The following is a 25,184-nucleotide window of genomic DNA, read 5'->3' on the forward strand; positions in this document are numbered from 1 at the left end:
CCCCCTCACCCGGCGCTACGCGCCGACCTCTCCCCCGAAGGGAGAGGTAAGAAAGCCCGTGGGTAACGTAGGACACCGGCCCTACGCTGCCAAGCCGCCTAAAGTCGACTTCGCTTTGGCCCCGGCGACATAGACTTCGGCAATGGCCCGGTCGTCGCCCAGCGTCTGCAGCAGGAACAGTTCCTCGGCCAGGGTTTCCACCGTCGCCATGCGCAGGGCCATGGCCGGCGTGGCGGCCGCATCGAGCACCACGAGGTCCGCCGCGTTGCCCGGCGCGATGGCCCCGATCGTGCCTTCGAGCGACAGCGCCCGGGCATTGCCCAGCGTCATCATGTAGAACGAGTTGAACGGGGTCAGCCGCTGGCCGCGCAATTGCAGCACCTTGTAGCCCTCGGCCATGGTTTCGAGCATGCCATAGCTGGTGCCTCCGCCGATATCGGTGGCCACCCCAATGCGCACCCCGCATTTGCTCAACCGCTCGCGGTCGAACAGGCCCGAGCCGAGGAAGAGATTGGACGTGGGGCAGAACACCGCCACCGCGCCGGTTTCGGCCAAAACCATGGTCTCGCGGTGGTTGAGATGGATGCAATGGCCGAGCAGGGTTTTCGGGCCGAGCAGCCCATAATCCTCATAGATGCCGGTATAGTCCGGCGAATCCGGATAGAGTTCCATGGAATAGGTGATCTCGGCGTCGTTCTCGCTGAGATGGGTCTGCACGTAGCAATCGGGATGTTCCTGCACCAGCGCGCGGGACGCCTCGAGCTGGGCCGGCGTCGACGTGATGGCAAAGCGCGGGGAGATGGCGTAGAGGCCCCTGCCCTTGCCGTGCCAGCGTTCGATCAGCATCTTGCTGTCGTCATAGCCCGATTGCGCGGTGTCGCACAGCGCCTCGGGCGCATTGCGGTCCATCATCACCTTGCCACCCACCATCAGCATGTTGCGCTTCTCGGCCTCGCCGAAAAACGCATCGACGCTGCGCGGATGGCTGGAGCAATAGGCGACGGCAGTGGTGGTGCCGTTGCGGATCAGCTCGTCATAAAAGGCCGCCGAAATCGCCCCGGCATGGCCCTGCTGGCTGAATTTCTGTTCCTCGACGAAGGTGTAGGTATTGAGCCATTCGAGCAGCGAACCGGCATAGGAGGCGACGATCTGGCTCTGCACGTAATGCAGATGCGTGTCGATGAAGCCCGGCAGGATCAGGTGCGGCCGATGGTCGATCACCTCGGCGCCGGCCTCGGGCGCGAAATCGCCCACGGCGACGATCTTGCCGCCTTCGATGATGATACCCCCATCCTCGATATAACGATAGCTCGACGTGTCATCCATGCCCTGCGGCTCGCTGACGAAGCTCAGCACCCGGCCGCGCAATATGGTCCGGCTCATTGCCCCGAGCCCTCGCGGAACCAGGCGACGATCAGCGCCCGTTCGTCGTCGGTCATCTCGCTGACATTGCCGGGCGGCATGGCATGGGCATAGCCGGCCTGCATGGCAACATCCTTGGCATGGTTGGCGATGGCGATGTCATTGTCGAGGATCACGTTCTTGGGCGGCTCGTAGATGCCGGGCCAGGCCGGCTCGGCGGTGTGGCACATGGCGCAGCGGGTCTGCACGGTCAGGCTTGCTTGGGCAAAATGCTCCGCACTGAGAAAGGGTTCGGCCGCACGGGACGCCACCTCCTCCCCCGCCGAGCCGGCGATCTTGGGCCCGGTGGACAGCCAGGCGATGATGATGAAGAGGATGACGGCCACCGCCCAGGTCCAGTGCGGATTGCCCTTACGCGCATGGCGCGTGTTGAAATAGTGCCGGATGGCGACGCCGACGAGGAAGATCAGCGAAGCGATGATCCAGTTCCACTGCGTGGCGAAGGCCAGCGGATAGTGGCTCGACAGCATGAAGAAGATGACGGGCAGCGTCAGGTAGTTGTTATGCAGGCTCCGCTGCTTGGCGATCTTGCCGTATTTGGCGTCTGGCACCTTGCCGGCCTTGAGGTCGGCGACAACGATCTTCTGGTTGGGGATGATGATCATGGCCACATTGGCCGCCATGATGGTCGCTGTGAAGGCGCCCATATGCAGCATGGCAGCTCGGCCGGTGAAGAGCTGCGTATAGCCCCAGCTCATCGCCACCAGGATGGCGAACAGCATCAGCATCAGGCCCGTGGTGGAATTGCCGATGGGCGACTTGCAGAGGCCGTCATACAACACCCAGCCGAGCACGATGGAGCCCAGCGACAGCAGGATCGCCTGCCATTGCACGAGGTCGAGCACGCTGCGGTCGATCAGGTAGATATCGGCCCCGACATAATAGATCAGCGCCATCAGCATGACGCCTGATAGCCAGGTCCAGTAGCTTTCCCATTTGAACCAGGTCAGGTGCTCGGGCAGGAATTCGGGCGCCACCAGGTATTTCTGGATGTGGTAGAAGCCCCCGCCATGCACCTGCCATTCCTCGCCATGCGCCAGCGGCGGCAGGCTCGGCGTCTTGCGCAGGCCCAGGTCGAGCGCGATGAAATAGAAGGACGAGCCGATCCAGGCAATGGCCGTGATGACATGCAGCCAGCGCACGGCAAACATCAGCCATTCATAGGCAATTGCGTAATCGGGCATCGTCGTCTCCTTCTTCCCCTCTCCCCTTGAGGGAGAGGGCCGATCATCCTGCGTTCAGCAGGATGATCGGGGTGAGGGGTTCTGCGCCATCCCATTGCCTCGCGGCATATGGCAGGCGCAGAACCCCTCATCCGCCCTTCGGGCACCTTCTCCCTCAAGGGGAGAAGGCCATCTCCTTAGCTCCCATCATGCTTACGCCGGCTGTTCGACGCCTTCGACATACCAGTCCATGCTGAGCAGCTCTGCATCGGTCATGGTGACGCCGGCGGCGACACGCTCGACGCCGGTATTGTCGTTGATCGGGCCGGTGAAGATGTGGAACGAGCCGTCGATCTGGCCATTCTTGACCGCGTCGGCGGCGGCGCGCACGTCTTCCGGCACCTTGGCGCCATAGGGGCCCATCTGCACCACGTCTTCCTTGAGGCCTTCCCAGGTGTTGCCCGGCGTCCATGTGCCGGCCAGCACGGCCTCGGCCGAGGCCAGGTAATGGGGGCCCCAATGGTCGATGATGGCGGTGAGCTGCGTCTCGGGGGCAAAGGCGCTCATGTCGGCGCCCTGGCCGAAGCCACCCACGATGCCGCGTTCGGCGGCCACCTGCAGGGCGGCCGGACCGTCTGTATGCTGGGCGATCACGTCGATGCCCTGGTCAATCATGGCGCGGGCCGCGTCGGCTTCCTTGGCCGGGTCGTTCCAGGTCGAGATATAGACCGGCTTGATCGTGGCTTCGGGATTGACCTTGCGGGCAGCCAGCACGAAGGCATTGATGCCCATCACCACTTCGGGGATCGGGAACGAGCCGATATAGCCATACTTGCCGGTCTCGGACATGTGGCCGGCAATGGTGCCGCAGACGGCACGGCCTTCGTAGAACCGGGCGTTGTAAAGGCCGATATTGGGGCCGCTCATATAGCCGGTGGCATGCTCAAAGGCGACATCGGGGAACTGGGGAGCAACCTTGACCACCGAGTCGCCGAAGCCGAAGCTGGTGGCGAAGATCAACTGGCAGCCCTGCTGGGCCAGCTCGCGCAGCACCCGCTCGCAATCGGGACCCTCAGGCACGTTCTCGACATAGATGGTTTCCACCTTGTCGCCCAGATGCTCCTCGACATAGAGGCGGCCCTGATTGTGGGCGTAGTTATAGCCATTGTCGTTGATCGTGCCGACATAGATGAAGCCGACCTTGACCTTTTCGAGCTGGGCGAAAGCGCTCGTCCCCAGCAGCGGCAGGGCCATGGCGGCACCACCGACCTTTACGAAGTTACGACGCGAAAGTGTCATTGTTGTTTCTCCTGGATGACATCAGTTGACTTGAGACGATCATTGCTGCGCCGTCTCAATTGGTGGGCAAGAACGGCTTGCCGAGGCAGGCCGGAGCATTGGTGGACGCATCGCGCCGGAGCGAAATCAGCACCAGCACGACGATGGTTGCGAGATAGGGCAGAGCGGCCCAAAGTTCGGACGGGATGACGCTCAACACGCCCCCGCCCGCCTTGGCGTAGAGCTCCATGGTCATCACCAGCCCGAAGAGATAGGCGCCCGCCAGAAGGCGGAACGGCTTCCAGCTGGCGAACACCACCAGCGCCACCGCGATCCAGCCGCGCCCCGCCGTCATCCGCTCGGCCCATTGCGGGGTGAGCAGCAGCGGGAAACAGGCGCCGGCAATACCGGCCATGGCGCCGCCGAACATGACGGCGAGATAGCGCACCCCGATCACCGAATAGCCGATGGAATGGGCCGACTGGTCGTTCTCGCCCACGGCCCGCAGGATCAACCCGGCGCGCGTCTTGTGCAGGAAATACCAGATGACCACCACCATGGCGAAGGCGAAGTAGATCGGGAAGGAATAGCCGAACAGCACCTTGCCGATCGGATGAGCGGCGATTTCCACCGGCAGAAAAGGCTGCATCAGCGTTACCGGCCGGGCCGAATAGGACGAGCCGGCCAAGGCCGAAAAACCGGTGCCGAAAATGGTCAGCGCCAGGCCCGTCGCCGTCTGGTTGGCCGAGAGCGACAGGGTGAGAAAGCCGAAGATCAGCGAGGCAGCCGTGCCGGCGGCAGCGCCCGACAGCAAGGCCAGGTAGGGATTGCCGGTGTGGAACTGCACGACAAAGCCGGCAATGGCACCGATCAGCATCATGCCTTCGACACCCAGATTGAGCACGCCGGAACGCTCCACCACCAGTTCTCCCAGGGCGGCGATGAGGATGGGCGTGGAAGCGCCGACAACGGTGACGATTATGGCAAGCGTCAGGTCCATCTATGCCGCCCCCGCCTGCGGCTGCGGCACCACGCGCCGCACCCGGTATTTGATGAGGATATCCCCCGCCAAGAGGAAGAACAGCATCATCGCCTGGAAAATGCCGGTCGCCGCATTGGGCAGCCCGATCGTGGTCTGCGCCACCTCCCCGCCCACGAAGGTTATCGCCAGCACTATGCCGGCGATGATGACCCCGAGCGGATTGAGCCTGCCGAGAAAGGCCACGATGATGGCGGTGAAGCCGTAGTTGGTGGGAAAGCCCGGCACCATGCGCTGGAATGGCCCGGCCACCTCAAGCACACCCGCGAGCCCGGCCAGTGCGCCGCTGACCAGCAGCGCCAGCCAGATGGTCTTGTGCTCGGAAAAGCCGCCATAGCGCGCGGCATGGGGCGCCGCGCCGACCACGCGCATGCGATAGCCGAAGACCGACTTGGTCATGATGAACCAGGCGACCAGCCCGACCACGATGGCGATGGGCACGCCCAGATGAACGATGGTGCCCGGAATGATGGTGGGCAGCCGCGCCGCTTCGGAAAACAGCCGCGTCTGCGGAAAGCCCATGCCCATCGGGTCCTTCCAGGGGGCGCGGATGAGATAGTAGATCAGCTGCACCGACGCATAGGTCAGCATCAGGCTGGTGAGGATTTCGTTGACGTTGAGGCGCGTCTTCAGCAGAGCCGGGATGGCCGCATAGGCCATGCCGCCCAAGACGCCCGCCAGCACCATCAGCGGCAGCACCCACCAGCCGGTCATGCCATAGGTGAGAAGCGCGATGCCGGTTCCGGCGAGCCCCCCCATGATATACTGGCCCTCGGCGCCGATATTCCACACATTGGCGCGATAGGCGATGGAGAGGCCCACCCCGATGATGATCAGCGGCGCCGCCTTCACCCCCAGGTCCTGCCATTTATAGGCATTGGTCAGCGGCGTGAGGAAGATTTCACGCACCGCACCAAGCCCGTCATAGCCGATCAGCGAGAAGATGATGGCGCCCACGATCATCGTCAGGGCCACCGCCGCGACAGGCGTCGCATAGAGCATGAATTGCGAGGGCTCGCGCCGTTTCTCAAGCCGGAATTGCATCATGCACCTCCGTTGCCCCGTGGACCCCGCCCATCAGCAAGCCGATTTCCTCCACGCTCACCTCTTTCGTTGGCCGAGCCGGCGACAGGCGGCCCATATTGATGACCGCCAGCGTGTCGCACAGTGCCCTCAGCTCATCGAGGTCCTGGCTGATGACCACGATGGCCGAGCCGGCCGCCGCCAGGTCGACCAGCGCCTGATGGATGGCCGCCGCCGCGCCGGCATCGACGCCCCAGGTCGGCTGGCTCACCACAAGCACGCTGGGCTTTTGCAGGATTTCTCGACCCATGATGTATTTCTGGAGATTCCCGCCCGACAGCGACCCCGCCGTCGAGGCCGGCCCCAGTGCCTTGACGGCGAAATCGGCGATCACCTTGCCGGTATAGGTCTTGGCGGCGCCCGAATTGATCAGCCCCATCACCACCATGCCCAGCCGATCCCGGGCGGTCAGCACCGAATTGTCGCTGAGAGAGAAATCGCCCACCGCGGCATGGCCGTTGCGCTCCTCGGGCACGGCGCAGAGGCCGCGCTTGCGCCGCCCGGTCGTGTCGAGCATGCCCAGGCCTTGTCCGTCGATGCTGATGGCATCCTTGTCGCTGCGGATTTCGCCGGAAAGCGCATCGAGCAGCGCATTCTGCCCATTGCCCGCCACCCCGGCCACGCCGAAGATTTCCCCGGTCCGCACCGTAAAGCTCACATCATCGACAGGCACATCGAAATGCCCGGCCTTCTGCGTCGACAGATGCGACACCACCAGCTTGGCCTGACCGATGGAGCGCCCTTCGGCGCGGGTAATATCCCTGAGGCCGGCACCGATCATCTTCTCGGCCAGCGAGCGGCTGGTTTCCTGCCTGGGGTCGCAGGTATCGACCAGCTTGCCGCCGCGCAGGATGGTCGCCGTGTCGCACAGCGCCTTGATCTCATGCAGCTTGTGGGAAATGTAGAGGATGGAGCAGCCCTGCGCCGCCAGCTTGCGCAGCACCTCGAACAATTGCTCGACCTCCTGCGGCGTCAGCACCGAAGTCGGCTCGTCCATGATGAGGAGCTTGGGGTCGAGCAGCAAGGCCCGCACGATCTCGATACGCTGGCGCTCGCCCACCGACAGGGTCGCCACTGTTCTGTGCGGATCGAGCAGCAGCCCGTATTGCGTCATGACTTCGCGGATACGTGCTTCGAGCTCGCGCGCCGGAATTTTGGCATCCATGCCCAGCGCGATATTTTCGAGTACGGTCAGGGCCTCGAACAGCGAAAAATGCTGGAACACCATGCCGATGCCCAGTCTGCGGGCCGCCTTGGGGTTGGACACCGTGACCGGCTGCCCGTCCCAGCGGATTTCGCCGGCATCGGGCTGCATGATGCCATAGATCATCTTGACCAGGGTGGATTTGCCCGCCCCGTTCTCGCCCAGCAAAGCGTGGATTTCGCCCGGCTTGACGGCAAAGGTGACATTGTCATTGGCGAGCACGCCGGGGAAACGTTTGGTAATACCGGTCAATTCAAGCCGATATGGCATACTAGCGTCCAATCATCGCCCCCTTCGATCTGGGGGCGCGTGCCCGCGCAATCTCAGCTTCCCACTGCCCAATGTGGACCATAATTTCCGCCGCCGCCAGTGCCGCGATCACCTCGGGGCGCTTATCCCCAAGCCCCTGCTGGCCGATAGGCAGCACCAGCCGCTCCAGCGCCCTGGCCTCGCCGCCCTCGCCCTGGAACCAGCTCGAAAATTTCGCCCTTTTGGTCCGGCTGCCCACCATGCCGATATAGGGCGCGTCGGTGCGGGCCAGCGCTTCCTGCGCGATGAGGAAGTCCAGCGCATGGTCATGCGTCAGGATCACGTATGAGCTGCCCTGCGGCGCCGAGCGCACCATCGCCTCGGGCATGGCCACGGCATGGGCCGTGATGCCCTCGGGCAACAGGGCCAGCTCTTCCTGCCGTGTATCGATGACCTGCAATTGCACCGGCAGCAAAGCCAGCATCTGCGCCAGCGCCCGCCCGACATGGCCGGCGCCGAAGACATAGACATGCGGCAGGGCTGCTTCTTCTGCCGCGACCCGAGCCGCTAGCCGCTCCCGAATGGCCGCATCGGCATAGCGCAGCCCGACCGCGACCCGCCCGCCGCAGCACTGGCCGATTTCCGGCCCCAAGGGCACATCCATCGCCGCCTCGGCCTGCCCGTTGGCGATCAACCGCCGCGCATGCCCGATGACCATATATTCGAGGGCGCCGCCGCCTATGGTGCCAAACAGGTCGTGAGCGCCCACCAGCATGAAGGTGCCCTGCTCACGCGGGGACGAGCCGCGGACTGAGGTCAGTTCGCAAAGAATGGCGTCGGCATTGGAGGCGAGGAAGGTGGTGAGGGTGGCGGAACGGGTCATGGCGGGAACACCCCCCGATCATGACCAATCCACCCATTAGTCCCACCGCACGTGGGCTCCCTCTCCCCTGAGGGGAGAGGGTGGGGTGAGGGGTTCAGTGCTGGTGAAGGGCACCGTGCCTGACGTGGCGGTGAACCCCTCACCCGCCCCTTCGGGGCGACCTCCCCCCTCAGGAGAGAGGTGACCTTTGCTCCACTCCACAGGCTTCCCTCCCCCTTGTGGGGAGGGAATGAGGGTGGGGGTGATGTCGAGACGACCACCGCTCTCACCCCCGCGCCTCCCGTTTCATCCGCTCACACCCCATTAGCACCCGCTCGGGCGTCACCGGCGTATCGAGCCTTGGCGCAATCCGATACTCCGCCACCGATGCCACCGCCATGCTCAGCGCCTCGACCACGCTCATCGCCAGCATCAGCGGCGGCTCGCCCACCGCCTTGGAGCGGCCGATGGTCGGCTCCTTGTTCACCGACCATTCGGCAATCTTGACGTTGAAGACCGGCGGAACGTCGCTCGCCAGCGGGATCTTGTAGGTAGACGGCGCCTTGGTGCGCAGCTGCCCCTTGTCGTCCCACACCAGTTCTTCCGTCGTCAGCCAGCCCATGCCCTGGATGAACCCGCCCTCGATCTGCCCGATATCCACCGCCGGATTGAGCGAGTGGCCCACGTCGTGGAGGATATCCACCCGGTCCACCGCATATTCGCCGGTCAGCGTATCGATGGTCACCTCGCTGACCGAAGCGCCATAGGCGAAATAGTAGAACGGATGCCCGCGCCCTGTCGCCCGATCCCAGTGGATTTTAGGCGTCTCATAGAAGCCCGCAGCCGAGAGCTGCACCCGGTTGAGATAGGCCGATGCGACCAGCTCGGCGAAGGGTACGAATTTCGGCCCCGCCTGGATGCCGCCCTGCACCCATTCCACTTCGGCCTCGCCGACCTGATGCAGCCTGGCCGCGTGCCTCGCCAGCCGCTCCTTGATCTGCCGCGCCGCGTCCCAGGCCGCCATGCCGTTGAGATCGGAGCCGGACGACGCGGCGGTAGCCGATGTATTGGGCACCTTGCCGGTGCTCGTCGCCATGATCTTGACCACGTCGAGCCCGACGCCGAAGGCATCGGCCAAAACCTGCGCCACCTTGATATGCAGCCCCTGCCCCATCTCGGTGCCGCCATGGCTGAGATGGATGGAACCGTCCTTGTAGACATGCACCAGCGCCCCGGCCTGGTTGTACCAGGTGGCGGTGAAGGAGATGCCGAACTTGACCGGCGTCAGCGCAATGCCCTTCTTGAGGACAGCGCTGCCCGCATTGTATTTGAGAATAGCTGCGCGCCGCGCCTGATAGTCCGACGACGCCTCCAGCTCGTCCACCACGCGATGGATGATATTGTCCTCCACCACCTGATGGTACGGCGTCACATTGTCGGTGTCGGTGCCGTAGAAATTGGCCTTGCGGACATCGAGCGGGTCCTTGCCCAGGGCATAGGCAATGTCTTCCACCCAGCGCTCGGCCGCCATCATGCCCTGCGGGCCACCAAAGCCGCGGAAGGCGGTGTTGGAGACCGTATTGGTATAGAGCGGTTCGCTCCGCACTCGCACGGCCGGGTACCAGTAGGCATTGTCGGCATGAAACAACGCCCGGTCGGTCACCGGACCTGACAGGTCCGACGAAAAACCGGCGCGGGCGCCATAGACGGCGTCCACCGCCTGGATTTTCCCGACATCGTCATAGCCGACCTCGTAATCGACCACGAAATCGTGGCGCTTGCCGGTGGCCGTCATGTCGTCGTCGCGGTCGGGCCTGATCTTGCAGGCGCGGTTCCATTTCTTGGCCGCCAGCGCCGCCACCGCCGCGAACAGGCTGCCCTGCGTTTCCTTGCCGCCGAAGCCGCCGCCCATGCGCCGCACATTGACCGTCACCGCGTGATGCCGGATGCCCAGCACGGCCGCCACCATCAACTGCACCTCGCTCGGATGCTGCGTCGAGGCGAAGACGGTGACATCCTCGTCCTCGCCCGGCACCGCCATGGCGATCTGGCCTTCGAGATAGAAGTGGTCCTGTCCGCCAATGGCGATGCTGCCCTTGACCCGGTGTTTCGCTTCGGCCAGCCCGGCGGCCACGTCGCCGCGTTCGAGCTTGAGCGGTTCGGTGACCAGCGCGCCGCCCGCAGCCTGCGCTGCGCGCACATCGAGGGCATGCGGCAGGTCGCGATATTCGATCCTGGCCAGATGCGCCGCCCGCCGCGCCTGGTCGCGCGTTTCGGCCACCACCGCGAATAGCGGCTGGCCCCAGAACTGCACCTTGCCCTCGGCAAAGACCGGCTCGTCATGCTTGTGGCTGGGCGACACATCGTTTTCGCCCGGAATGTCCTCTGATGTGAGCACGCCGATCACCCCCGGCGCCGCCTTGGTCGCCGCAAGGTCTACCGACACGATCTCGGCATGCGCCCGCGTGGACAGCGCCAGATAGGCATGAACCGTGCCTTCGGGCTCGATCATGTCGTCGATATATTCGGCCGTGCCGCTCACATGCTTCGGCCCGCTGTCGTGCCGGGTCGCCGTGTGGAGTGATGACAGGACGATGGGGGCTTCGTGCTTGTTCATGAGCACACCTCACCCACCGGACTTCCCCTCGCCCCTTGAGGGAGAGGGTGGTTTTCCGCGTTCAGCGGAAAACCGGGTGAGGGGTTCTGCGCTATCCCATGCTTCAATGCTGGTGGATAGCTCGGCGCCCCCTCATCCGCCCTTCGGGCACCTTCTCCCACGAGGGGAGAAGGGAAGTTCGGCGTATAACCCACCATCACGCCACCTCCCGCCGGAGTCTTTGCCCCTGGCCGGTGGTTTCATAGAAAAACCGCCATAGCAGGTTCTGCGCCGTCAGCAGGCGATAGTCGGCACTGGCGCGCATGTCGGAAATCGGCTGGTAATCCTCGGCGAATTCCGCAATCGCGGCCTCAACGGTTTCCGCTGTCCACGGCTTACCCACCAGGGCCGCCTCCACGGCCTTCGCCCGCTTGGGCGTCGCGGCCATGCCGCCAAAGGCGATGCGAACCGTACTCACCACGCCGTCCGTGATGGACACCCGGAACGCCCCGCACAGTGCCGAAATGTCTTCCTCACGCCGCTTGGAAATCTTGTAGACGGCGAATTTCTCACCATCCGGCAGCAGCGGAATGGTCACGCTCTCGACGAACTCGCCCGGCTGCCGGTCCTGCTTGCCATAGGCGAGGAAATAGTCCTCCAGCTTGATCTCGCGCCGCTGCGCGCCCTTGCGTAGCTGCAGCTTTGCCCCCAGCGCAATGAACGGCGGCGGCGTGTCGCCGATGGGCGAGCCATTGGCGATATTGCCGCCGATCGTGCCCATATTGCGGATCTGCTCGCCGGCAATGCGGTGCCACAACTCGCCCATGTCAGGGAAATTGGCCGCTACGACCGGAAGCGCTTCCGAATAGCTCACCCCGGCATGGAAGCGCACTTCACTGCCGGTTTCCGTTATGCGCTTCAGCTCTTCGAGGTGATTGATGAAGATCACCGGCCCGATGGACCGCATGAACTTGGTGACCCACAGGCCCACATCGGTCGAGCCGTTGACAATGGTGGCCGTGGGGTTGGCCTCGTAGACCGCAGCGAAATCGTCGAGGCTACCGGGCACGATGATGCGGTCGGCACCCTCACCCAGCTCGACCCGCCTGCCATCATTGATCGCCCTGATCTTGCCCTTGAGCGCAATGCGCTCGGCCCAGAGCGGATCGGCCTCGGGCCGGCCATAGCTGGAAATCGCCTTGCCGGCGCGAATGATCGGCGCATAGCCGGTGCAGCGGCAGAGATTGCCCTGCAGGGCCTTTTCGATGGCCGCCTGGCTCGGATCGGGGTCGCGCATCCACAAGCCATAAAGGCTCATCACGAAGCCCGGCGTGCAGAAACCGCACTGGCTGCCATGATGATCCACCATGGCCTGCTGCACCGGGTGCAGCACCCCGTCCTTGCCCCGCAGATGCTCCACCGTCACGACATGCGTGCCGTGGAGGCTCCCCACGAAGCGGATGCAGGATGTGACCGAGTCGTAGATGATCTCGTCATCCATCAGCCGCCCGACCAGCACCGTGCAGGCGCCGCAATCGCCCTCGGCGCAGCCTTCCTTGCTGCCCCGCAGCCGGCGCTCCAGCCGCAGCCAGTCGAGCAAGGTCGTGTCCGGCTTTATGTCGGTGAGGGTGATGTCCTCGTCATTGAGGATGAAACGGATGGCATCGGCGACCTCGACCATCTCAGCTCCCCCGATAGGTCGAATAGGCAAACGGGCTCACCAGCAGGGGCACATGATAGTGCTTGTCCTCGGAAATGGTGAAGCGGATCGGCACCACGTCGAGGAACGGCGTTTCGAGCTCGACGCCCAGCCGCTCGAAATACTGCCCGACATGGAAATGGATTTCGAATTCGCCGTGCTGGAACCGCTCTTCATCCAGCAGCGGCTGATCCACCCGCCCGTCCTCATTGGTATAGCTATCGGCAATGTGATGGTTGTGATCGCCATGCACGAACAGCAATTCGATCCGCATGCCGCGCGCCGGCTTGCCGTGCATCGTGTCCAGCACATGCGTCGTGAGGCGTCCGCTCCCCGCCATTTGCTGCTCCTTCGACATGCCGCCCGAAAGTGGAACCCGGTTTCGGGAGAACGGCATGTCCAAAATACGTCCCCGGAGAATGAGACTATCGCATCAGGCCCGATGCGCAATGCTCATTTTTTACCAACTGGTCCATTTTTGTGCATCTTGTTCCACGCGGCCAGACTCGTACTATTGCCGCCCCACCGAGTGAGAGAGACCCATGCGCTACCCCCGTGACCTCAATGGCTACGGCCCCAACCCGCCCCAGGCCAACTGGCCCGGCGGCGCCCATGTGGCGGTGCAGTTCGTGCTTAATTACGAAGAGGGTGGGGAAAACAACATCCTCCATGGTGACGCCGCGTCCGAGGCCTTCCTTGCCGATGTGGTGGGCGCCGCGCCCTGGCCGGGCCAGCGCCACTGGAACATCGAGTCCATGTATGAATATGGCGCCCGCGCCGGCTTCTGGCGGCTGCACCGCCTGTTCACAGAAGCCGATTTGCCCGTCACCATCTACGGCGTCGCCACCGCTTTGATGCGTGCCCCGGCCCAGCTTGCCGCCATGCAGCAGGCCGGTTGGGAAATTGCCAGCCACGGCTATAAATGGGTCGAGCACAAGGACATGCCGCCCGAGGTCGAACGCGAGCAGATCGCCGAAGCCATCCGCCTCCACACGATCGCCACAGGTGAACGTCCGCGGGGCTGGTACACCGGACGGTGTTCGCTCAACACGGTAGACCTGGTTTCCGAGGCGGGCGGCTTTGCCTATATTTCCGACACCTATGATGACGACCTGCCCTATTGGCGCGTGCATCAGGGCAGGCCGCAACTCATCATTCCCTATACGCTCAGCGCCAACGACATGCGCTTCGTCACCGCCTCGGGCTTCGCCAATGGCGAGGACTATTTTCAGTTTCTCAAGGACAGTTTCGACTGCCTCTATGCCGAGGGCCAGGCCGGCGCACCCAAGATGATGTCCATTGGCCTCCATTGCCGGCTGGTCGGCCAGCCCGGCCGCTATCAGGGGCTGAAAAAGTTCATCGACTACATCAAGAGTTTCGACAGGGTCTGGGTCCCCACCCGCCTCGCTATCGCCGAGCACTGGACGAAAACCCACCCCTATGTAGCGCCCGAGGTCATTCCCTCCCAGCTCGACAGGGCCGAGTTCGTCGCCCGCTACGGCTCGATCTTCGAGCATTCCCCCTGGATCGCCGAGCGCGCCTGGGCGGGCGAACTGGCGCCGGCCAATGACACGGCCATCGGCCTTCACTTCACGCTCCGCAGCCAGTTCCGCATGGCAACGCCCGAGGAGCGCCTCGCCGTGCTGCGCGCCCACCCCGATCTCGCTGGCAAGCTCGCCGCTGCCAAGCGGCTCACCGAAGCCTCGACCTCAGAACAGGCCTCGGCCGGCCTCGACGCCTTGACCGACGCCGAGCGCGAGCGCTTCACCGCGCTCAATGCCGCCTATGTCGAAAAGTTCGGCTTCCCCTTCATCATCGCCGTGCGCGACAACACCAAGGCGTCGATCCTGGCGGCGTTCGAGAGGCGCATCGCCAATAGCGCCGAGGCGGAGTTCGAGACGGCCTGCAAGCAGGTGGAGCGGATTGCCTTGCTGCGGTTGCAGGCGGTGCTGGGCTAGGCGCTTCCTCACTTCTCCCTTGGGGGGAGAGGTGAGGCCCCTACCCGTTCAGATCGTCCGGATCGAAGCCGATTTCGGGGTCGTCGCGGAACAGGTTCAGCACCAGCGCCAGCAGGCTCAGCCACGGCATATGGTGCTGCAGCCAGGTCCCGGGCGCGCTCCCGCTATGGGCGTTGAACTGGTTCATCCGACCAGCATCGCGCCAAAGCTTGAAGAATTAGTAACCCTAACAGGCCGTTAGCTACTTGTAGAACCCGTCGCGCAGGTTGATGCCATGCTCGATATAGACCTTGAGCGCACACAGCATGCCGGTCCACCCCTCGCAATTGCCGAAGGCCGCCTTCTGCGCGGCGGCACTGTCGCGCCACCCGGACTCGCCGATAGTGACCAGCGTGCGACCGTCTTCCAGGCCGGCAAAAGTCATGGTCACCGTGGTCTCATAGGCGCCCCCCTCGTCGGGTGTCCCGTCCGCTGCGCCCCAATGCAGCACGATCTTCTCGTCAGGCACGACCTCGACGACATGCACCGGAAACGCCCCCGGAAAATCCGCGAAATCCCAGGTCACCGTCGCGCCGGTTTCCAGCCGTCCCTTGGCCCCGCCGGTGGTGAAATACCCGCTCAACTTGCCGGGATCGACCACCGCCTCGAACACCTCATGCACCGGCTTGCTGATCCGGCCCGACACTTTGAATTCCGGCGCCTGCATTGCTCAACTCCTCGCTTGACTGCCCCTACCGTATGTTATAAAAATATAACATGTCAACCGAAGACGAAAACGACCTGATTTTCAAGGCTTTGAGCCACCGCACCCGACGGCAGATTTGCGATCTGCTGAAGGGTGAGCCGCGCACCACCGGCATGCTGTGTGCATTGCTACCGGAGCTGGACCGCTGCACTGTCATGCAGCATCTGGGCGTGCTCGAAGAGGCCGGGCTCGTCATCGCCGAGCGGCGCGGCCGCGAGCGCTGGAACCACCTCGACGCCCTGCCCATCCATGCCATCCATGAGCGCTGGATCGGCCGCTACGCCGCCTATGCCGCCTCCATGCTGAGCAAGCTCAGAAACCGGGCGGAGACTGCAAGCCCCGCCTGACTTGCGGCGCGCCGAGGGAGACGCTATGGCCGAGACATTGGAGGGCTCCCATGTACACACTCTATGTCGCCAACAAGAATTACTCGTCCTGGTCGCTGCGCCCCTGGGTGCTGATGCGCGAGTTGGACATTGCCTTCGATGAGCAGGTCCGTCCCTTCACCGATGGGCCGGCTCTGGCCTTTGGCGATGTCTCGCCCAGCGGCCGCTTTCCCTGCCTGGTCGATGGAGACACTGTGGTCTGGGATTCCCTGGCCATTACCGAATATCTCGCCGAGACCCATCCCCAGGTCTGGCCGGCGGACAGACAGGCCCGCGCCTTTGCGCGTTCGGCCGCGTCGGAAATGCATTCCGGCTTCCAGAGCCTGCGCAATATCTGCGGCATGAATGTCGGCATCCGCGTGGAACTCAAGGAAATCCCCGCCGGCCTCGCCACCGACATCGCCCGGCTTGACGCGCTCTGGACCGAAGGTCTCACGCGCTTCAGCGGTCCCTTCCTTGCCGGCTCCGCCTTCACCGCTGCTGATGCCTTCTTCTGCCCCGTCGCCTTCCGCATACAGGTCTACGATCTCAAGCTCAGCGCGCCGGCCGCCGCCTATGCAGAACGGTTGCTGGCTTTGCCCGCGATGCAGGATTGGTACCAGGCCGCCCTCAAGGAAACCTGGCGCAAGCAGGCCTATGAGAACGAGGCCCTTGCCGCCGGCCGCATCGTCGCTGATTATCGCCAGACTGCCTGACCGTCCGGGATCACCATGGCCGACACACCCTACGCCACGCCGTCAGCCGGCCTGCCCCCGCAGGCCGCGCTCCATACTGGCCGCGCCGTCTTCACCGAGGCCTATGCGGTCATTCCGCACGGCGTGATGCGCGACATCGTCACCAGCTATCTGCCCCATTGGGACAAGACCCGGCTCTGGATCATCGCCCGACCGATGACCGGCTTTTCCGAGACCTTCTCGCAATACATCATGGAAGTCGCACCAGGTGGCGGCAGCACGCGGCCCGAGCCCAATCCTGAAGCCGAGGGCGTGCTATTCGTGGTCGAGGGTGAAGCCAATGTGACCATCGAGGGTAAGCTGCATGCGCTGCGGCCCGGTGGCTACGCCTTCCTGCCGCCAGGCTGCAACTGGTCTTTCTCGAACACCAGCGACGCCCCGGTCCGCTTCCACTGGATCCGCAAGCGCTACGAGCCCGTCGAGGGCATCGCGGTGCCCGCCGCCTTCGTCACCAACGAGCGGGACGAACCCATCCGCTGGATGCCCGACACCAAGGACACCTGGGGCACCACGCGCTTCGTCGAGCCCAGCGACCTGCGCCACGACATGCATGTCAACATCGTGACCCTCCAGCCGGGCGCCGTCATTCCCTTCGAGGAAACCCATGTCATGGAGCATGGCCTCTACGTACTCGAAGGCAAGGCCGTCTATCGCCTCAACCGCGACTGGGTCGAGGTCGAGGCCGGCGATTTCATGTGGCTGCGCGCTTTCTGCCCGCAGGCCTGCTATGCCGGCCCCGGCCGCTTCCGCTACCTGCTCTACAAGGACGTCAACCGCCACGCCAAACTGGGCCTCTAGCCATGGGCACGATCGTCATCGAACCCCTCACCGCCGCCGCTTTCGCCCCGTTCGGGCAGGTGATCGAAACTGATGGCGCGCATCACTACCCTATCAACAATGGCATGACCGAGCGCTACCACGACCTGGCGCGGGTCGAACTGGGGGGCGTTCATCCCCGCCCGCTCATCTCGCTGTTCCGCGGCCAGCCCTATGCACTGCCGCTCAGCCTCAAGCTGGTCGAGCGCCACCCGCTCGGCAGCCAGGCCTTCTATCCGCTGTCGCCCAACCCCTGGCTGGTCATAACAGCCGAGGACGAAAGCGGCGCCCCGGTGCGCCTGCGCGCCTTCGCCCCCGCCCCCGGCCAAGGCGTCAACATCGCCATGAACACCTGGCACGGCGTGCTGACCCCGCTCGAAGCCGAAAGCGATTTCCTGGTGGTGGACCGCGGGGGCGAGGGGAACAATCTGGAGGAACACCATTTCGACGCGCCGTGGACGGTGACGCGGTAAGATCGGTACCAGACACCGGCCCACCATCATCACCTCGCAACCGACACGACCCTGCGCTAGTTTAGCTGCCAGACGATGGAGGTTGCCATGCTGCCCGTAAGGCTCGTTCGCTTTGTCCTGGCCCTGCTTGCTTTACTCTCTGTGGGCCCCGCCCTGGCCGCGGACGTCACCTTCACTGGCCTCGTGACCTATCGCGAGCGCATGGCCCTGCCCCCCGGCGCCTCGCTGACCATCACCCTCGTCGCCCTGCCCGGCCAGCAGCGCATCACCGGCGCCCATGCCAGCCTCGGCGGCAAGGCTGGATCGCCCATCCAGTTCACCCTCAACGTGCGCAGCGACGTCCTTGCCGATGGTGGCAGCTTCGGCCTCGTCGCCGAAATCTGGAGCAACGGCTACGTCATCTTCCGCAACGGACAACCGGTGGTCGTCGATCCGCGCGAACCCGCCGGCAACGTCATCGCGGTCGAATTCTCCCCGCCCCCGCCACATGATCCGCCCCAACAGATCCTGCCGCCGGTCGAAACACCCAATCCGCTGCTCGATGTCGTCTGGGCCGTGACCAGTATCGGCGGCGAGCCGGTGCTGCCGCAAACCGCGCTGACCTTCTCCATCGCCGCCGATCACCGCGTCGGCGGCAATGGCGGCTGCAACAACTATTTCGCCGAAGCCAGCTTCGAGGCCCCGCCCCTGACCTTCGGGCCCATAGCGGGCACTCGCATGGCCTGCGGGCCGGCCGTCATGGCGCAGGAAGCGCGCTTCTTCGCCGCGCTCGGCGCCACTGCCGGCTATGACCTCCTGGGCGACACGCTCAAGCTGGTCGATGCCGCCGGCGTGCCACTGGCCGGCTTGGTCCGCCGGCCCTGAACAGTTCCCCCGGAGCCGCCATGGACAACGCCGATCTCTCGGCGCCGCCGGCTATTGCTGCGTTTCAACCACCAGCACTTCGCTGCGTGGTACGCCAGCAAACGAGGCGGCGAAGGTCAGGAAGCTGAGGGCAAGCGCGAAAAGGGTAGTGATGACGAGCTGGGACATCTTTTTTGATCCAGGCATGGCGTTGACGCTGCAGCTCCTCTAGCCAACCAGGTTTGAACGCCGGACCAATGCCTCATTTATCTGCCATTCAGAATATGGCCTGCCGCATGCCAGCCATGCCGGTCGAACCAAACCGGCATCTGCGCGTTGCATCTGGGTAATTTTCCGCGGAAGGTCCCCCCGATGGCGCAGATCGATGCCGTTGCCCCCAATGCCATTCCCCACCTGGCCATCTTCACCGATTTCGACGGCACGCTGGTCGAGATTGCCGATACCCCCGATGCCGTCGAGGTTCCTGAAGCACTGGCCCAGCAGCTTGGGCGGGCCGCGCGCGAGCTCGACAGCGCCTTTGCCGTGCTGACCGGCCGTGAGATCGCCGATATCGACAGGTTCCTGGCGCCGCTGCACCTGCCCGTGGCCGGCGCCCATGGCACCCAGCGCCGCCGCGCCGATGGCGTGGTGGAAACCGTCGATCCCGCCGCTATCATCGGCGCCGAGGAGATCGCCCACGCCATCTCGCCCCTGGTCGCGGCCAATCCGACTCTTCTGCTGGAAATCAAGGAGGGCGCCGTCGCCCTCCATTATCGCCAGGCGCCCGAGCTCGAAACCGCCGTGCGAATCGCCATGGAAGAGGCGGTTCACAGCGTCACCGACTTCACGCTCGTTGCCGGCAAGATGGTGCTCGAAGCCCGCCCTCGCGCTGCCAGCAAGGGCCAGGCCCTGCGCGCCTTCATGCGCGAAGAGCCTTTTCTCGGCCGCACGCCGATCTTCATCGGCGACGACACCACGGACGAGGATGCCTTCATCGCCGCCCAGGATCTCGGCGGCGTCGGCATCAAGCTCGGAGAAGGCGATACCGCCGCCCGCATGCGCATTGCCAATGTCGCCTCGGTCCATGCCCTGATCCAGGGCCTCGGCGATATCGCCGCGCGCGATCGCGACACGGCATTGACGCATTGACGGACCGACCGGGGGCATTTGCATGAGCCGCATCATCGTCGTTTCCAACCGAACGCCGGGCAAGGGCCCGGCGGCCGGCGGCCTGGCCGTCGCCCTGCGCAAGACGCTGGCCGAACGCGAGGGCTTCTGGTTCGGCTGGTCGGGCAGGCTGGTGGATGCGCCCTCGCCCGAGGCCCGCTTCGAGGATATCGATGGCTTGTCGGTGGCGCAGATCGATCTCACGCGCGAGGATCACCACGCCTATTATGCCGGCTTCTCCAATTCCATCCTGTGGCCCAGCTTCCACCTGCGGCTCGACCTCGCCACCATCGAGGCCCACTGGTACGAGGGCTATCGCCGCGTCAACACCCAGTTCGCCCGTGCTCTGCTGCCGCTGCTCAAGCCCGACGACATCATCTGGGTACATGACTATCACCTGATCCCGCTGGCCAGCGAATTGCGCAATCTGGGCGCCCGCAACCGTATCGGCTTCTACCTGCATATCCCGTTCCCGACGGTCGACGCGCTCTACGCCATCCCGCATCACCAGGAACTGATGCGCGACCTGTCGCGCTATGACCTCGTCGGCATGCAGGCCAACCGGGACGTCGTCGCCTTCACCGAATTCGCCGAGCACCAGGCGCCCTCGACCCTGGCCGGCTCGCCCCTCAAGTCGGTGGATTTCGGCCGTACCGAAGTCGCCGCCTTCCCCATCGGCTCGGACCCCGATGCCTTTGCCAGGCTCGCGACCAGCCCCGCCGCCATCAAGATGATCAGGCGCATGGAGCGCGCCCTCAACGACCAGCAGCTGATCCTGGGGGTCGATCGGCTCGACTATTCCAAGGGCCTGCCGCAGCGGGTGGAAGCCTATGAAAAGCTGCTGCTCAACGACAGCCGCTTTCGCCGGACGGTCCATCTGCTGCAGGTGGCACCGCCCTCGCGCGACACGATCAAGGAATACCAGCAGACCAGCGACGAACTCGACGCCATTTGCGGCCGTGTCATGGGCCGCTTTGCCGAACCCGACTGGCAGCCGCTGACCTATGTGAAGCGCGCCTATGGCCAGCCGAGCCTGGCCGGCCTCTACCGCCTCGCCCGCGTTGGCCTCGTGACGCCTCTGCGCGACGGCATGAACCTGGTCGCCCACGAATATATCGGCGCCCAGGACCCCGCCGACCCCGGCGTGCTCATTCTCTCGCGCTTTGCCGGCGCCGCCGAGATTTTCGAGGATGCCATCCTGGTCAATCCTTTCGATACCGACGAAACCGCCGAAGCCCTGCGCATGGCCCTCGACATGGACCTTGAGGAACGCCAGCGCCGCTGGCAGACGCTGATGACCGCCGCCCGCAAGCACAATGTGGAAGACTGGGCGATCAGCTTCCTCGACCGGCTGGCCCCGGCCTCGACGGCGGGTACGGGGACAAGGGATATCCTCTATCTGGCGTCGGTGGCCTGAGGGGCAACAAGGATACCCCTCCTAGCGCTCGACCCAAGGGCTCCCCGCCCCCGCCAGCAGCGTCACCAGCACGCGGTTCATCGGCGTGGCAATCCCGTGCTTCTCGCCCAGCCGCACGATTACCCCATTGCGCGCATCCACTTCCATCTTGTGACCCGCCAGCCGATCGGCATGGATGGAGCCGGCAATCGAACCCTCGCGGGAATTGCGCGCAATCTCGACCGTACTATCGATCACCGATTGCGGAACGATCGCCCCCTCAGCCCGCCCGACCGCCGCGCATTCCTCCGCCAGCCCGCGCACGATGGCCTCCATGTCCTTGCTCCACACCGGCCCTGTAGCCCGCAATGTCAGCGACGGCACGATGGCCGCGCAATTGCCGCACAGCTTGACCCAGACCTGCGACAGGAAATCGTCATGTGCCGCCGCCTCGATTTCCGCCTGCACGAACAGATCGGCGAAATCCGCACCATTGCGCCCCGCCGGCACCGCGATGATACCGTGCCCGCGCTGCACGATCCGCCCCGGCGCATTGCGCACCGCCGGCAGGTTGATCATCACGGGCACCAGCCGCTCGGCCGGCACCAGATGCTCGAACAGCCGCACATGTTCCACCCCGTTCTGGATGATGGCCACGCGCGTCCCGGCACCCACCAGCCGGTTCAGCCAGGCCCTGGTCGATTCCACGTCATAGGTCTTGGTCGCCACCAGCACCCAGTCGACCGCCCGTGCCTTGCCCGGATCGGTCAGCACCTCCGGTCTTGCCGTGATCACACCTTGCGGCGTCTCCACCCGCAGGTCGTCGAGCGGCGTCCGGGCGCAGACGATGACCGTGAAAGCCGGGTCCTGCGCCAGCCAGACGGCGACAGTACCCCCGATTGCACCCGGCCCGATAACCGCAATTGTCGTCATGAAAAGCTCCAAACAAAAAGGGCGGCCACTGGGGCCCCCCTTTTCATAGCTGATTTGCCGGCGCTTACAGCATGTCTCCCAAAAGTGGCCGCGGCTTTGGGACAAAGACATGCGAAAAAACAAAGGCGTAAAGCGCGTCTCGCGAAGCGGATTGAACGCGGCGCGCTTTACGCGCCTACAACGCGACCGCGCTGGCGATCGGCATTGGAGCGGCCGCCATTGCGCACCGCGTCCTTCTGCGACTTGCCCCAGCGCTGCTTGTTGGCGGCGGGTTTGGCGCCGGCCGGCTTGGCCGCCATCGGCTTGCCGGTTTCCATGTCGCGACGCACGCCACGGCTCGGCTGAGCGCCTTCGGCCTGGCGGCTGCGCGGCGTGTCCGACGGCTGGTGATGCGGCTGGCTCTTGCCACCGATCTCCTTGGCGAACTCGGCGAAGGGGCGACGTTCGGACGGCGAGCGGCGGTCGGTCTGGTCCTTGCGCGGATTCTTGGCCGAACGCGGGCCGGGGCGGCCGCCATTCGGCTTCTTGTAGGCCGAACGCGGCGCCTCGACGACGCCGGTGTCGTTGCCGGTATGCAGGTCCCCCGTATAGGGCAAGGTCCGGCGGATCAGCCGTTCCACGTCGCGCAGCTTGCCGCGCTCGGTGCCATCGCACAGGGTGATGGCGGTGCCCGAAGCGCCGTTGCGGCCGGTGCGCCCGATACGGTGGACATAATTCTCCGGATCGTCGGGCAGCTCGTAGTTCACCACATGAGTAATGCCGGGCACATCGATGCCGCGCGCCGCGATATCGGTGGCGACCAGGATACGCACCTCGCCGGTGGCAAAGCCCTTGAGGGCCGCCTGGCGGGCGTTCTGGCTCTTGTTGCCATGGATGGCCGCGGCCTTGTGGCCGTCGATCTCCAGGTTCTTGGCGACACGGTCGGCGCCATGCTTGGTACGCGAAAAGATGATCACGCGCTCCATATTCTCGGTCTCGCTGAGCAGCAGCTCGTTGAGCACGCCGCGCTTGGCCTTGGCGCCGGAAAGGATCACGCGCTGGTCGATCTTGACCACGGTGGAGCCGGCCACCGAGGCATCGACCCGTACCGGATCCTGCAGCAGGGTCTTGGCCAGGTCGGCGACTTCAGGGGCCATGGTGGCCGAGAACATCATGGTGTGGCGCTTGATGCCGATCGCCTTGACGATGTGGCGCACCGGGGCAATGAAGCCCATGTCGAGCATCCGGTCGGCTTCGTCGAGCACCAGCCAGCGGGTTTCGTTGAGGCGGATCTTGCCGTCGTCCATCAGGTCCTTGAGGCGGCCCGGCGTGGCGACGGTGATATCGACGCCGCGCTCCAGGCGCTTGACCTGATGGTAGCGCGACACGCCACCCAGCAGCAGCACGGTATCGAGCTTCATCTTGGAGCCGGCAAACTTGCGGATGGCTTCGTCGATCTGCACGGCCAGTTCGCGCGTCGGCGCCAGGATGAGGGCGCGCGTGGTCAGCGGCCGCGGGCGGCCATTGAGGGTCAGCAGGCCCGCCAGGATCGGCAGGCCGAAGGCTGCCGTCTTGCCCGAACCGGTCTGGGCAATGCCCATCATGTCCTTGCCCTCGAGGAGCTTGGGAATGGCCTGGAGCTGGATTTTAGTAGGCTCGGTAAAGCCGCCGGCAGTCAGGCTGTCGGTCAGGATGGTCGGCAGGCCGAGGGAAATGAAGTCGTTCAAGTGAACACGTCTTTCTGCGCCGATATGGCGCTTGCAGGCGCGCAGACAATGCAGCGCGCATGTCGCCGGACGCACATGCGCCGGCGGGTAAAACATTTGCAATCGGGCGATAAAGGGAGCTATCGCGCGGGTGCTGGCTCGAACCCGGACAAAAGAGTTTCCGGGCTGACTTCGCCGCTCACCGCTTGGGATAAGAAGAGAAGTCCGTCACCAGATTTATGGCGCCAGCGGATCCAGTGAAGGTCCATGCGCCGGTGACGATAGCGCTCATATGCGGCAAGGCGCCTGAAATAGCAAGGAAATTCGGGCTCGCGCCACGCATGGCGGGTGTGCGCGCCATGTTATCCGACCCCGATGTCGTCCCGGCGCAGGCCGGGATCCATCCTGAAATGACCGAACCTTCACGGCAGGCCGATGGACCTGGGGATGGATTCCGGCCTGCGCCCGGATGACATTCGTGATAGGAGGAACCATGTTCAAAAGCTTGGCTTTCCTCATCCTCGCCCTCCTCGTCGCCCCCGCGCTGGCCGCCGAATGGACCTATACCGACGGCGCCGGCAAGACCGTCACCCTGCCCGACCGGCCAAGCCGCATCATCGCCCATATCAACGCCGCCGCCGCATTGATCCCGCTCGGCATCCGCCCCATCGGCGTTTTCCTCGATGGCCCGCCCTCGCTCGACCGCGCCGCCGAAGGCCTCGATCTTGCCGGCATCGAGATAGTCGGCCGCGGCTGGTATGAGCTCGATGCCGAAGCCGTCCTCGCCCTCGATCCCGATCTGATCCTCACCGAATACTGGCCGCGCGAAGGCTTTTACGGCGGCGCCGTGGGCGATGCCGCCATCATCGACCGGATCGAGGCCATCGCCCCCATCGTCGGTCCGGCCCAGGGCAGCTCCGCACTCGCCATGATCGAGGATTTCGCGGCGCTCGCCGAAAGCCTCGGCGCCGATCTCGGCGCGCCGGCCGTGCTGGCCGACAGGCAGGTCTTCGACGCCGCCCTCGCCCGCTTCAAGGCCACAATCGCAGCCCATCCGGGCCTCACGGTCATGGTCGCCTCGCCCTCATCGAGCGGCATCTCCGTCGCCGCTCCATCGGAATTCGGCGAACTGGCCGACTTTGCCGCCTGGGGCCTCGATCTCGTCGTGCCCGCCACCGATCCCGGCAGCAGCTATCAGACCCTGAGTTGGGAAAACGCCAATCTTTACCCCGCCGACATCATCCTGCTCGACGACCGCTGGGGCGCCCGCACTGCCGAAAGCCTCGCCGCCCAGCCCCTGGCCCAGCGCCTCCCCGCTGTCGTCGCCGGGCAGATCGGCGACTGGCCGGCCGGCTGGATCAGGAGCTACCGCGTATATGCCGAGCAGTTGGATGCGCTGACGACGCTGATCGAGCGGAGCAAACCTCTTCCCTTCTCCCCTTGAGGGAGAAGG

The 25,184-nt window shown here is 64.7% G+C and carries 23 protein-coding genes; 9 read left to right on the forward strand and 14 right to left on the reverse strand.

Going from position 1 to position 25,184, the window contains the following annotated elements; all coding sequences use genetic code 11:
- Positions 1–81: 81 nt before the first annotated feature.
- From guaD to uraH, 10 genes are all read right to left on the reverse strand, one after another.
- Complete coding sequence (gene guaD, locus ASD04_RS07215) at positions 82–1,383, reverse strand: guanine deaminase (protein WP_056254665.1); 1,302 nt, start codon at positions 1,381–1,383, stop codon at positions 82–84.
- On the reverse strand, positions 1,380–2,606 hold the full coding sequence (locus ASD04_RS07220; RefSeq protein ID WP_056254669.1) for a urate hydroxylase PuuD: 1,227 nt from the start codon (positions 2,604–2,606) through the stop codon (positions 1,380–1,382). Before ASD04_RS07220 ends, guaD begins: the two co-directional genes overlap by 4 nt.
- A gap of 192 nt (positions 2,607–2,798) precedes the next feature.
- The gene (locus ASD04_RS07225) at positions 2,799–3,884 is read right to left on the reverse strand and encodes a BMP family ABC transporter substrate-binding protein (RefSeq protein ID WP_056254672.1); all 1,086 of its coding nucleotides are present in this window, start codon (positions 3,882–3,884) and stop codon (positions 2,799–2,801) included.
- A 55-nt stretch (positions 3,885–3,939) separates the two neighbouring features.
- Complete coding sequence (locus tag ASD04_RS07230; protein ID WP_056254676.1) at positions 3,940–4,863, reverse strand: ABC transporter permease; 924 nt, start codon at positions 4,861–4,863, stop codon at positions 3,940–3,942.
- Positions 4,864–5,946, reverse strand: coding sequence for an ABC transporter permease (locus tag ASD04_RS07235; protein ID WP_082531054.1), 1,083 nt, complete (start codon positions 5,944–5,946; stop codon positions 4,864–4,866).
- Entirely contained in the window at positions 5,930–7,459 is a 1,530-nt protein-coding gene (locus ASD04_RS07240) for an ABC transporter ATP-binding protein (protein ID WP_056254682.1), read from the reverse strand. Before ASD04_RS07240 ends, ASD04_RS07235 begins: the two co-directional genes overlap by 17 nt.
- 1 nt (position 7,460) lies before the next feature.
- A complete protein-coding gene (gene xdhC / locus ASD04_RS07245) occupies positions 7,461–8,321 on the reverse strand; it encodes a xanthine dehydrogenase accessory protein XdhC (RefSeq protein ID WP_056254683.1) in 861 nt (286 codons plus the stop codon).
- Between the two features lie 265 nt (positions 8,322–8,586).
- The gene (gene xdhB, locus ASD04_RS07250; RefSeq protein ID WP_056254685.1) at positions 8,587–10,917 is read right to left on the reverse strand and encodes a xanthine dehydrogenase molybdopterin binding subunit; all 2,331 of its coding nucleotides are present in this window, start codon (positions 10,915–10,917) and stop codon (positions 8,587–8,589) included.
- 196 nt (positions 10,918–11,113) lie between these two features.
- Entirely contained in the window at positions 11,114–12,577 is a 1,464-nt protein-coding gene (xdhA, locus tag ASD04_RS07255; RefSeq protein ID WP_056254689.1) for a xanthine dehydrogenase small subunit, read from the reverse strand.
- 1 nt (position 12,578) lies between these two features.
- Positions 12,579–12,935: a hydroxyisourate hydrolase gene (gene uraH / locus ASD04_RS07260; protein WP_056254692.1), complete on the reverse strand. Its 357-nt coding sequence runs from the start codon at positions 12,933–12,935 to the stop codon at positions 12,579–12,581.
- 202 nt (positions 12,936–13,137) lie between these two features.
- Here uraH and puuE point away from each other — a divergent pair, with 202 nt between their 5' ends.
- On the forward strand, positions 13,138–14,553 hold the full coding sequence (gene puuE, locus ASD04_RS07265; protein WP_056254695.1) for an allantoinase PuuE: 1,416 nt from the start codon (positions 13,138–13,140) through the stop codon (positions 14,551–14,553).
- A 40-nt stretch (positions 14,554–14,593) separates the two neighbouring features.
- On the opposite strand, the gene ASD04_RS19355 is transcribed toward puuE, so the two are convergent.
- A complete protein-coding gene (locus ASD04_RS19355) occupies positions 14,594–14,740 on the reverse strand; it encodes a hypothetical protein (protein ID WP_156461148.1) in 147 nt (48 codons plus the stop codon).
- A gap of 54 nt (positions 14,741–14,794) precedes the next feature.
- The gene (locus ASD04_RS07270) at positions 14,795–15,259 is read right to left on the reverse strand and encodes an SRPBCC family protein (RefSeq protein WP_056254698.1); all 465 of its coding nucleotides are present in this window, start codon (positions 15,257–15,259) and stop codon (positions 14,795–14,797) included.
- 50 nt (positions 15,260–15,309) lie between these two features.
- Between ASD04_RS07270 and ASD04_RS07275 the strand changes: the two genes are divergently transcribed.
- The 7 genes from ASD04_RS07275 (at position 15,310) to ASD04_RS07305 (ending at position 21,134) form a co-directional block, all read left to right on the forward strand.
- A complete protein-coding gene (locus tag ASD04_RS07275; RefSeq protein ID WP_056254701.1) occupies positions 15,310–15,645 on the forward strand; it encodes a helix-turn-helix transcriptional regulator in 336 nt (111 codons plus the stop codon).
- A 50-nt stretch (positions 15,646–15,695) separates the two neighbouring features.
- The gene (locus tag ASD04_RS07280; protein WP_056254703.1) at positions 15,696–16,379 is read left to right on the forward strand and encodes a glutathione S-transferase family protein; all 684 of its coding nucleotides are present in this window, start codon (positions 15,696–15,698) and stop codon (positions 16,377–16,379) included.
- A gap of 15 nt (positions 16,380–16,394) precedes the next feature.
- On the forward strand, positions 16,395–17,216 hold the full coding sequence (locus ASD04_RS07285) for a bifunctional allantoicase/(S)-ureidoglycine aminohydrolase (protein ID WP_056254706.1): 822 nt from the start codon (positions 16,395–16,397) through the stop codon (positions 17,214–17,216).
- A gap of 2 nt (positions 17,217–17,218) precedes the next feature.
- Positions 17,219–17,707 (forward strand): ureidoglycolate lyase, encoded by a 489-nt coding sequence (locus ASD04_RS07290; protein WP_056254709.1) that lies wholly within the window; start codon positions 17,219–17,221, stop codon positions 17,705–17,707.
- Positions 17,708–17,794: 87 nt separating this feature from the next.
- Entirely contained in the window at positions 17,795–18,571 is a 777-nt protein-coding gene (locus ASD04_RS07295) for an META domain-containing protein (protein ID WP_056254712.1), read from the forward strand.
- 351 nt (positions 18,572–18,922) lie between these two features.
- Positions 18,923–19,699 (forward strand): trehalose-phosphatase, encoded by a 777-nt coding sequence (gene otsB, locus ASD04_RS07300; RefSeq protein ID WP_082531057.1) that lies wholly within the window; start codon positions 18,923–18,925, stop codon positions 19,697–19,699.
- 22 nt (positions 19,700–19,721) lie between these two features.
- The gene (locus ASD04_RS07305) at positions 19,722–21,134 is read left to right on the forward strand and encodes a trehalose-6-phosphate synthase (RefSeq protein ID WP_056254713.1); all 1,413 of its coding nucleotides are present in this window, start codon (positions 19,722–19,724) and stop codon (positions 21,132–21,134) included.
- Between the two features lie 21 nt (positions 21,135–21,155).
- On the opposite strand, the gene ASD04_RS07310 is transcribed toward ASD04_RS07305, so the two are convergent.
- Positions 21,156–22,046, reverse strand: a complete 891-nt coding sequence (locus ASD04_RS07310) for a 2-dehydropantoate 2-reductase (protein WP_056254716.1) — start codon at positions 22,044–22,046, stop codon at positions 21,156–21,158.
- Positions 22,047–22,213: 167 nt separating this feature from the next.
- Positions 22,214–23,752, reverse strand: a complete 1,539-nt coding sequence (locus ASD04_RS07315) for a DEAD/DEAH box helicase (RefSeq protein ID WP_244488269.1) — start codon at positions 23,750–23,752, stop codon at positions 22,214–22,216.
- A 472-nt stretch (positions 23,753–24,224) separates the two neighbouring features.
- Between ASD04_RS07315 and ASD04_RS07320 the strand changes: the two genes are divergently transcribed.
- On the forward strand, positions 24,225–25,175 hold the full coding sequence (locus ASD04_RS07320) for an ABC transporter substrate-binding protein (protein WP_056254719.1): 951 nt from the start codon (positions 24,225–24,227) through the stop codon (positions 25,173–25,175).
- Positions 25,176–25,184 lie beyond the last annotated feature (9 nt).

Source organism: Devosia sp. Root436 (assembly GCF_001426345.1).
Taxonomy (GTDB): domain Bacteria; phylum Pseudomonadota; class Alphaproteobacteria; order Rhizobiales; family Devosiaceae; genus Devosia.